Annotated in this window: 7 protein-coding genes; 1 reads left to right on the forward strand and 6 read right to left on the reverse strand. The window is 74.0% G+C overall.

The window, feature by feature from the left end:
- Positions 1 to 62 precede the first annotated feature (62 nt).
- The gene (gene treZ / locus ACIF9R_RS32350; RefSeq protein WP_399985965.1) at positions 63 to 1,808 is read left to right on the forward strand and encodes a malto-oligosyltrehalose trehalohydrolase; all 1,746 of its coding nucleotides are present in this window, start codon (positions 63 to 65) and stop codon (positions 1,806 to 1,808) included.
- 323 nt (positions 1,809 to 2,131) lie between these two features.
- On the opposite strand, the gene ACIF9R_RS32355 is transcribed toward treZ, so the two are convergent.
- From ACIF9R_RS32355 to ACIF9R_RS32380, 6 genes are all read right to left on the reverse strand, one after another.
- Entirely contained in the window at positions 2,132 to 3,088 is a 957-nt protein-coding gene (locus tag ACIF9R_RS32355) for an aminoglycoside phosphotransferase family protein (protein WP_399985966.1), read from the reverse strand.
- Between the two features lie 70 nt (positions 3,089 to 3,158).
- Entirely contained in the window at positions 3,159 to 4,286 is a 1,128-nt protein-coding gene (locus ACIF9R_RS32360) for an aminopeptidase P family protein (RefSeq protein ID WP_399985967.1), read from the reverse strand.
- Positions 4,287 to 4,830: 544 nt separating this feature from the next.
- Positions 4,831 to 5,418, reverse strand: coding sequence for a PDZ domain-containing protein (locus ACIF9R_RS32365; RefSeq protein ID WP_399985968.1), 588 nt, complete (start codon positions 5,416 to 5,418; stop codon positions 4,831 to 4,833).
- A 10-nt stretch (positions 5,419 to 5,428) separates the two neighbouring features.
- Complete coding sequence (cyc2, locus tag ACIF9R_RS32370) at positions 5,429 to 7,603, reverse strand: germacradienol/geosmin synthase Cyc2 (RefSeq protein ID WP_399985969.1); 2,175 nt, start codon at positions 7,601 to 7,603, stop codon at positions 5,429 to 5,431.
- A gap of 95 nt (positions 7,604 to 7,698) precedes the next feature.
- Complete coding sequence (locus ACIF9R_RS32375) at positions 7,699 to 8,877, reverse strand: damage-control phosphatase ARMT1 family protein (RefSeq protein WP_399985970.1); 1,179 nt, start codon at positions 8,875 to 8,877, stop codon at positions 7,699 to 7,701.
- Positions 8,878 to 8,918: 41 nt separating this feature from the next.
- Positions 8,919 to 9,566 carry a ScbR family autoregulator-binding transcription factor gene (locus ACIF9R_RS32380; RefSeq protein WP_399985971.1) on the reverse strand — a complete coding sequence of 216 codons (648 nt, stop codon included), beginning with the start codon at positions 9,564 to 9,566 and terminating at the stop codon, positions 8,919 to 8,921.
- Between the last annotated feature and the right edge of the window lie 304 nt (positions 9,567 to 9,870).

The following is a 9,870-nucleotide window of genomic DNA, read 5'->3' on the forward strand; positions in this document are numbered from 1 at the left end:
GATCTCCGATGACGCACGATGGAGGCGCTACATCACGGTGAGCAGACGAAGGGGAACCGTCCGTGCAGTTCGAGGTGTGGGCACCGCAGGCCGGCAGAGTGTCGCTCCAGTGCGACGGCGTCACGCGCGCGTTGGAGCGCGATCCCGGGCGCGAGGGGTGGTGGCGGGGGGAGGCCGAGGCGCACGACGGATCCCGGTACGGCTTCGCGCTGGACGACGGTCCGGTCCTGCCCGATCCGCGCTCACGCCGCCAGCCCGACGGACCGGACGGACCGAGTGCCGTCGTCGACCACGACCGCTTCGCCTGGACCGCACCGTGGGCCGGGCGTGCGCTTCCCGGCGCGGTGCTCTACGAGCTGCATGTGGGCACGTACACGCGCGAGGGCACCTTCGACGCCGCCGCCGAGCGGCTCGGTCATCTCGTGGACCTGGGCGTGACGCATGTGGAGCTGATGCCGGTGTGCCCGTTCCCGGGGCGGCACGGGTGGGGGTACGAGGGGGTGTCGCTGTGGGCGGTGCACGAGCCCTACGGCGGGCCCGAGGGGCTGAAACGGTTCGTCGACCGGGCGCACGCGCTGGGTCTCGGCATCGTCCTGGACGTGGTGCACAACCATCTGGGGCCGTCCGGGAATTATCTTCCGCGGTTCGGCCCCTACTTCACGGACACCCATCACACCCCGTGGGGCGCGGCGGTCAATCTGGACGCGCCGGGATCCGACGAGGTACGCGCGTATCTCGTGGACAGCGCGCTGGCGTGGCTGCGGGACTACCGGATCGACGGGCTGCGGCTGGACGCGGTGCACGCGCTGGTGGACACGCGCGCGTGCCACTTCCTCGAGGAGCTGTCCCGCGCGGTGGACGCCCTGGCCGCCGACGTGGGGCGGCCGCTGTTCCTGATCGCCGAGTCGGATCTGAACGACCCCCGGATCGTCACCCCGCGCGAGAGCGGCGGCTTCGGGATCCACGCGCAGTGGAACGACGACTTCCACCACGCCCTGCACACCGCGCTGACGGGCGAGTCGCGGGGCTACTACGCGGACTTCGCCCGCGACCCGTTCGCGGCCCTGGCCAAGACGCTCACCGGTGGCTTCTTCCACGACGGCACCTACTCCAGCTTCCGGGGCCGGCACCACGGCCGCCCGCTGAACCGCGACCGGGTGGCCGGGCACCGGCTCCTCGGCTACAGCCAGACGCACGACCAGGTGGGCAATCGCGCCCAGGGGGACCGGCTGGCCGCGCTGGTCTCCCCCGGTCTGCTGGCCTGCGCGGCGGCGCTGACGCTGACCGCTCCCTTCACGCCGATGCTGTTCATGGGTGAGGAGTGGGCGGCGGGCACGCCCTGGCAGTTCTTCACCGACCACACCGACCCCGGGCTGGCGAAGGCGGTGAGCGAGGGCAGACGGCGGGAGTTCGCGGCGCACGGCTGGTCGAGGGAGGACGTGCCCGATCCGCAGGACCCGGCCACCCGGGACCGCTCCTGCCTGGACTGGTCGGAGCCGGAACGCGATCCGCACGCGCGGGTGCTGGCCTGGTACCGGCTGCTCCTCTCCGTGCGCCACACGCAGCCGGACCTCACCGACCCGGACCTCGGCGACACGAAGGTGGCCTACGACGAGGAACACCGCTGGTTCGCGTTCCGGCGCGGGGACGTCCGGGTGGCCGTGAACCTCGGGGACCGGACGGCCGCCATCCCCCTCGGCGTCCCGGACGCGCGCGTCCTGGCGGCGTGGGAGCCCGTGGAGGCGCCGGACCCGGACGGCGTGCTACGGCTGCCCGCGGAGTCCGCCGTGGTCCTCCTGGAGGGTTGACCGGCCGGGCCGGGGCCTCTCGTCCGGATCAGGCCGCGGGACTTCGGCCGCAACCTGTCGGCACCGGGAGCGGGGCTCGCAGCCGCGAGGCGGAGGAGGGCCTCGGCACGACGGGGCCCCGCGCTGGCGGGCGGGTGTCGGTGGACTGCTGGAACAGCGGAGGCCGGGACTCGCGCCACAGTTCGCGGCCGAACAGGAACGGCGAGTCGGCGCCGACGGCGATCTGTGCGGCGGCGACGGCCAGGCGCCTCCCGCGCCTTCCGGCGGTGGGAGGGTGCGCCGTGCCGGACCCCGCTGCCGCGGTCGCCAGCGGACGACCGGCCCTACACCGTCTCCTCGCCGGCCCTGAGGTCCGTCACCCGCTCCAGCATGATCGGTTCCCAGGCGCGCCGCAGCCGGGTGCGCAGGAGGGGCGGTGGGGTGGTGGTGCGGCCGGTGAGCGCCGCGTCGAGCTGGGTGAGGGCGTCGCAGCGGGCCAGCCACAGGCCGCGCAGGCAGGGGCGGGCGCCGTATCCGGCGAGCGTGGCGGCGCGTACGGCGGCGGGGGCGCCGACGGCCCGCGCGAGGCCCGCGATGTCCTCGGCCGGGTCGCCGACCACCGCCGCGTCCCAGCCGAGGACACCGCGCACCCGGCCTTCCGCGCCGACCACGAGGTGCCCGCCGGTGAGGGCGTGGTGGACGAGGACCGCCGTGCCGGGCTGGGCGGCGAGCTGGACCGCGGCGGGCGGGGTGAGCAGGTTCAGCCGGGCGGGGTCGAACTCGTCGGCGGCGGCGAGCCGTTCGGCGGCGTCCGCGGCGGCCCGGCGCAGGCCTTCCAGGGACCGCGGGGACACGCGCGGCACGCCGAGCGTCTCCGCCTGCCGGACCGGTACCTCGCGCAGCCCGGTGAGCAGCCCGGCCAGGTCGGTCTCGCCGACGGCGGACACGGTGTGCTCCTCCGCCGTTCCGCCGGGCAGCCTGGTGTCGAGGGCGCAGAGCAGACCGGGTGCCCATTCGCCCTGCGCGACTCCGGCCGGCAGGGCGACCGGGACGTGCGGCCGGACGAGGTCGCGCAGCCGCGGTTCGCGGCGCCTGCGGACGCTCACCTCGCGGTCCGGGGCGAGGCGCAGCACATAGCGGGTGCCGACCCACCAGGTGGTGGGCGCGGCGCCTTCGGTGACGGGCCGGACGTCGGGCCCCGCGGCGGATGCCGCGCCACCGGCGGCCCGCGGGCTGTCCTTCAGCAGGGAACGGGCCAGTCTGCGGACGGTGTCCGCGGTGGGTGTCGGTGCCTGGGTCATGTCGGTGCCTGGGTCATGGTGGTCGCGCCATTGCCGTTCGGGGAGGCGGGGAAGGGACGGGAGAAGCCGCTCAGTCCACTATGACCAGCTCCCGGTCGGTGTTGTTCAGTCGCCGCCCGCCGTCCTCGGTCACGGTCACGATGTCCTCGATGCGGACCCCGAACCGGCCGGGGAGATAGACACCGGGTTCGACGGAGAAGCACATGCCGGGCACGAGGGGCCGCGTCTCCCCCTCGATCATGTAGGGCGGCTCGTGCGTGGTGACGCCGATGCCGTGGCCGGTGCGGTGGATGAAGTACTCCCCGTAGCCGGCGTCGGTGATGACCGCGCGGGCGGCCCGGTCGACCTCCTGGCAGGCGGCCCCGGGGCGCACCGCGCGAAAGCCCGCCTCCTGCGCCTCCCGCACGAGGTCGTGCACCCGGCGTTCCTCGTCGGTGGGTTCGCCGACGTGGACGGTGCGGGAGGTGTCGGATCCGTAGCCGTCCTTGAGGCCGCCGAAGTCCAGGACGACCATGTCGCCGCGTTGGATGACGCGGTCACCGGTCTCATGGTGCGGGTTGGCCCCGTGCGGGCCGGAGGCGACGATCGTGAAGTCGACCTGGGAGTGTCCGAACCGGCGCAGCAGGGCCGCGAGGTCGGCGGCGACGTCGGACTCCCGGCGGCCGGCGAAGGGCGCGGCCCGGATCTCCTCGAAGGCCGCGTCGGCGGCGGCCCCGGCCGCGGCCAGGAGTTCCCGTTCCCTGGCGTCCTTGACGGCGCGCAGCATCGGCAGGGCCTCGGTGAGCGAGGCGTACGAGGTGCCGGGCAGCGCCCGCTGCAGACCCAGCAGATGCATGGCCCAGGTGTTGTCGCTGATGCCGAACCGGCCGTCGGTGTCCAGCAGGGCGGCGGTGGCGGCGTACGGATCCTTGCCGTCGGTCCAGTCCCGCAGGGTGAGGGCGCGGGCGCCGGGGGCGCGCTCGGCGTCCGGAGCCTCCAGGGTGGGGACGACGAGCACGGGGTCCCGGCCGGCCGCCAGGACCAGCAGGGTGAGCCGCTCGGTGACCGCGGTGGGGGTGTAGCCGGTCAGCCACACCAGGTCGGGGCCGGGCGCCACGAGCAGACCGGCGAGCCCGGCCTCGGCGGCCTGCCGCGCCGCCCGCTCCATGCGGGCCTTGTAGTCGTCGGCGGTGAAGGACACGGGCGCGGTGCCGGTCATCCGGGGGCCTCCCAGGGCGGACGTCGGGGCTACGGGCAGCATCCTGCCCGGCGGGCGGGGGCCACGCGAGCCGGTTCGCGGTGTTCGCACCACGACCCGCCGCGGCCGATGGCCCGTCACGGCGGGCGCTTGCCGTCCCGGGTGCCCGGGACCACCGTGGTGACGGTGGTCCCGGACGCCGCCCCAGGGGCCCAAGCGCCGCACTGATGTGCGACTCGCGCGTCCACGGCCGTGACGACGGCGAGCCGGACGCCACCCCCTTTCGCGGGCCGTCCGCTGCCGGTGAGGCCGGGCCCCGCACACTGCGGCGGCCCCCGGGAAGGGGCCGCTTCCCGGCCGCTTCCGTGCGGTCTCGCGCGTCCACGTCCGTGACGACGGCGAGCCGGGCACCGTGGCCTTCGCCCGGTTCGGCTCGACGCCCGGCGGACTCGACGACGACCTGCCGGACGCCACCCCTTCGCGGGCCGTCCGGTGCCGGCGGGGCCGGGCCCCGGACGCTGCGGCGGCCCCGGGAAGGGCCTGCTTCCCGGGCGCTTCCGTGCGGTCAGGTGACCACACCGGGCACCGCCGTCAGCCGCTGGTAGCCGCCGCCGCGATGGCGCACCGTCAGGGTCACCTCGTCGCCCGGGCGGGCCCGGGCGACGGCGCGTGCCAGGTCGGCGGCCGAGTCGACCCGCGTGCCGCCGAAGGTGAGGAGCACATCGCCCGGCACCAGACCGGCCGAGAACCCGGGGCCGGGCCTGTGCACGCCGACGACCCGGGCCCCGGGTCTCCGGTCGTCCGCCACCTCCACTCCGAGCCGGGCGACGACGGGCGCCGACGCCCGCACGGGTGCGGAGGGCGGGCCGGGACGCGACGACGGTGTGGACGTGCCGGAGACGGGAGCCGTCCCCGCGTGCCGTGTCAGCTCGGCGAGTCCGCCCGAACCGACGATCGTCGCCCCCATCGCCCCCAGCCCCACCCCGGACAGCACCAGCACCGCACCGGCCGACACCCCGAGCGCCACGGACACCGGCCGCCGCCCGCCCGGCCGCCCGGAACGCTGCCCGGCGGGCCGGACGGACCGGGGACGGCCCGCTGATCCGCCCCGGTCGCCGGGCAGCGGTCTGGGCCGCAACGCGGGTTGTTCCATGGTGCGCCTCCTACAGAAGTGCCGGCCGTCGGACGACAACCGGCGGCGCCGGTGCGCGGTACGGGAGAAAGCCGTGGACCCGGGCGGACAGGTACTCGTCCTTGTACCGCGGCACGCTCCGGTGCCAGTTGAGGATGCCCGCCATCCAGTTCTGCAGGTCGGTCACATACCCCCGCATGATCTCCCGTGCCTCCCTCGAGAGCCGGAAGTCGTCGTAGACGACGGGCAGTTCATGCTCGACGACATGCTGGAACTGGCGCATGCGCTGGTTCATCAGGTCCTGCACCACGGGCAGCGCGGTCGGATAGTCGACGCCGAAGAAGTTCTGCACGACGAGTACCGCGTTGTGGACCTCGCCCTCGAACTCGATCTCCTTCTGGTAGGAGAAGACGTCGTTGAGCAGGCACGCGTAGTCGATCGCCGCGTTCTCCAGGGAGCGCACGGGACCGCTGCGGTAGACCTCGGGAGGCACCGCCGGTCCGTGTCCCGCGCGGCAGAGCCCCAGGGTGAGATCGGAGCCGAAGGTGGCCCGCCGCATCTCCAGGTAGTCCACCGGGTCCGGGACGCGGTGCTGGATCTGGTTGGACAGCTCCCACACCCAGGCCTCGGTCATCGTCTCGACCGCCGCCTTCAGGGGGCGGCGGTCGTCCGGCGTCATCCCGGCCGTCGTACGCGCCCACAGGTCGGCCAGGGAGCGTTCCATGGCGTTGGCGGGCGGCGGCACCGGTCCGTCGTCGAGGGGCATGCAGGCCGCGAGGCGGGCCGTGGTCAGCCGCGCGGCGGCCAGGTCGCGGCGGTGGCCGTGAACGAGCGGGTAGTAGTCGTCTCCGTAGGTGCCGAAGGCCAGCCAGCCGGAGGCGAGGTCGAGTTGTTCCTGGGTGGCGTCCGGATCGAGGCCGGCGGCGCACAACGCCAGATCGCAGCTCTCCAGCTTGTCCTCGTCCCAGACACCCTCGCCGAGGATGCCCATCCGCCGCGACCACTCCAGCAGATGCCGCCGCGCACCGTCGAGGGCGGGGCTGAGGCGGAGCGGGTAGGGCATCTCGATCTCGGGAATGACCGACGGGCCGACCTTCGGGAACGGCACGTGCGTATGGGCGCGCAGCCGCCGGGCCCCGGTGGTGGCGAGCAGGGCGCCGATGTCCGCGGCGGACGTCCCGGGCCCGGAGGGCGACTGCCAGGGGGAGCCGGAGCGCGCGCCCTCGTTCATGTACCGGCTGGAGCGCAGATGCCATTCGTGGCCGCCGGACTGCCAGTCCTGGAGTCCCTTCGTGTACGCCGCCACGGCCGCGACCCGGTCCGGGGTGAGGCCGCTCTCCAGCGCGACGGCGGGGACTTCGGTGAACGCGGTGTGCTCGAACTGGTGGAGCCGTGAGGTGAGGACGTCGTTGACGAGCTCCGCGGCCTCCTGGGTGGTGCAGTCGAAGAAGGTCTCCAGGACGAGTACGCCGTTGCTGAGTTCGCCCTCGTCCTCGACCTCGCGCTGGTAGGAGAACAGGTCGTTGCGCAGGTGCACGGCGTCGGAGAACGTCTCCATGAGCACCCTGAGCGGCCGGGTTCCGGCGACCGCGGCGGGCACTTCGGCCGTCGCGTACTCCACGAGCCCGGCCGACCAGGGGGCACCGCCCACCTTGCGGCGCATCTCGATGTACTCGACGGGGTTGGCGATCCGCCCCTCGTTGATGTTGGACAGCTCCCACAGGGACTCGCGCAGGAGGTGTTCGGTCGCCACGGCGAACCGGCGGCGCCAGCCGTCGGACATCGCCGGCACGGTGCGCTCCCACAGGTCGGCGAGGCCCGCCTCGACCGGGTTCTCCGGCTCGGGGACCGTCGCCGCCGGGTCCAGGGGCATGAAGAGCGGCAGCCGGTCCAGGTGGGCCTTGCCGGCGGCGCGGTCCTGGCTGCGTTTGTACTTCTCCAGGAAGTGGTCGTCGAAGAAGAAGACCCACACGTACCAGTCGGTGACGAGCGAGAGGGCGGGCCCGTCGCAGTCGGGGTGGGTGTAGGCGCAGAGCAGGCCGTAGTCGTGCGCGTCCAGATCGGTCCGCTCCCAGACCCCGCTTCCCTCCAGCATGCCCATCTCGCGTGCCCACACGGTCGAATGGGCGCGCGCCTCGTCGAGATGCGGGTTGAGCCGCGCGGGGTGCGGGAGGTAGAAGTGCGGGAGTTCGAACGGCTGCGTCATGGCCGGGGACTACCCGTGGTCCGGTCGCGGCATCCCCCGGCCGGGGCGCGATCACACCATCGCGTGAACCCTCGCCCGTACGGGAGTCGTGACGCTCAGGTCCGTACCTGGATGAGCGCGTGGGTGCCGCCGGTACGCCAGCGCTGCCCCTCCGCGGCCGTCAGCGCCGCCTCGGTCCCGGCCGTCAGTCCGGTGATCACATCGGACTTGAGGGTCCGCAGGGCGGCGACCGGTCCCGGGAAGTACCGCGTCACGTCGGCGAAGGGTGTGGTCGGGGGCCAGTACCGGTCTCCGACGAGACGGCGGTAGTTGAGGTCGCCCTTGACGACGGTGACCGCGGCTGCGGCGAAGTCGGCGCGCAGATCCTCCGGCATCTCCTCGTAGGGCAGGGGTGAGCAGGAGAAGGGGTGCGCGCGGAGGGTGAGCCTGCCGTCGGAGAGGGCGGCCCACAGGTCGCGTCCGTACGCGGCCGCCGCCCCCTCGGCGTCGGTGAGCCGGCGCACCGCGTCGAGGACGTCGGCCGTGGTGGCGTCGGAGACGTAGTACGGGTACGGCTTGACGTGCAGCACCGCGCGCCCGATGCGGCCGTGTCCGAGCAGATGGGCGATCAGCAGCAGATCCGGGACGAGTTCGCGGCCCGCGTTGTCGGCGACCAGGCACAGGGTGCCCCCGGCCGAGGCGTCGAGCAGGGTCCACAGCGGCTCGCTGTCGTCGGACACCAGGGCGGGGACGGCGGCGTTCTCCTCGGCCCCCTCGGCGGACAGCCGGAAGCCGAGGTCGGCCCGGTTGCCCCACAGGGAGCCGTGCAGGAGGGCGGCCGCCCGCTCGTCCTCCGGCCGGCCGGTGAGGTCGTCGAGCGCGGCCAGTTCCCCGTCCGTGGCGGGAGAGCCGAGTTCGGCGAGTTTGGAGGGCCGGAACGGATCGATGCCCTGCCAGGGTCCGGGGCCGAAGTAGCCCACCGCGTCCAGCAGTCGGCGGTAGAACCAGCTCTCGGACCACAGCCAGGGCACGTCGTACCAGGAGCGGCCGGCGTAGGTGTCCATCCCCCACGCCCGCCAGCGCTCCCGGTCGTGCGCGCCGGCGGGCAGAGGTTCGACGGTGCCCTCGGTGCAGTTGGCGAGCAGGGCGTCGAGTGCCCGCCGGCGCGCGGGTTCGTACGGCAAGGCCGCGCGCACCTGGCGGATGATCGCGGGGTGCCGCTCGGCCAGCACGCCGTGCGGGAACGTACCGGGCTCGTCGGGGACGATCACGGGCGCGGTGGGGGTGGCGGACATGCGGTTCACGGTAACGCGCGCCCGTCGTCGCCCGCCGCATGTCACACCGGTGCGATCTCCCGCTCCAGCCGTGCGGCCAGGCTGAGGTATCGCGCGCGCCGGGTCACGGGGACCAGGCCGCGGATGAGGATCTGCCACATCTCGGCCGTGCGCCGGGGCTGGCGGGCGACGGACTCCCGGGAGCGGCCGACGACGCGGGTGCCGACGAAGAAGCAGACGAGGGAGTGCGCCACGACCTCGATGTCGACGTCGGGATGGACGTCGGCCTCCTTGACGGCGCCGAGGAGCCGGACCGTGACGATGTCCAGCCACTCGGTGAAGGGGTGACTGAGCGGCGGGCGGGGGCGGGTGCCGCCGGTGGCGAGCCGCAGTCCGGCGCGCAGCACGGGGTCCTCGGCGGACATCCTGGCTATGCAGAAGGTGAGGCGCATCAGCGCCTCCAGGGAGGTGTGGCCCCGGACCTCGGTGTCCCTGGCCAGCCGGCGGCAGGTCACGGACTGGAGTTCCAGAATGGCGTGGGCGAGGTCCTCCTTCGCGGCGAAGTGGAAGTAGAGGGCCCCCTTGGTGACCCGGGCGTGCTCGACGATGTCGCTGAGACTGGTCGATTCGTAGCCCTGTCGGTCGAACAGGTCGGCGGCGGCCGTGATGATCGTCGCACGGGTCTGCTCGGCGCGTACCTGCCTCGCCATCGCCTGAACTCCTGAGCCGGAAAGGAACGGGTCATGCCGTTTGTTTTAACGCCGGGTACACGATAGCTCACCCTGCGGACACGTCCATCCCGCGTGTACACGACCGGAGTTGCACAGACCGGACAAAGCGGGCGCGGGTCGCGAAACAAAACAGCATGCCCGGTATTCAAGTGTGGCAGGTGCCGGGGCACAAGAAGACGGCGGGGCGGCCCGGGGCCCCCCCCCCCCCCGCGGGCCCCCCCGCCCGGGGGGGCCCCCCCCCCCCGCCGCCCCCCCCCCCCCCCGGGCCCCCCGCCCCCCCCCC

This window comes from Streptomyces sp. NPDC086080 (genome assembly GCF_044540255.1).
Classification (GTDB): Bacteria; Actinomycetota; Actinomycetes; order Streptomycetales; family Streptomycetaceae; genus Streptomyces.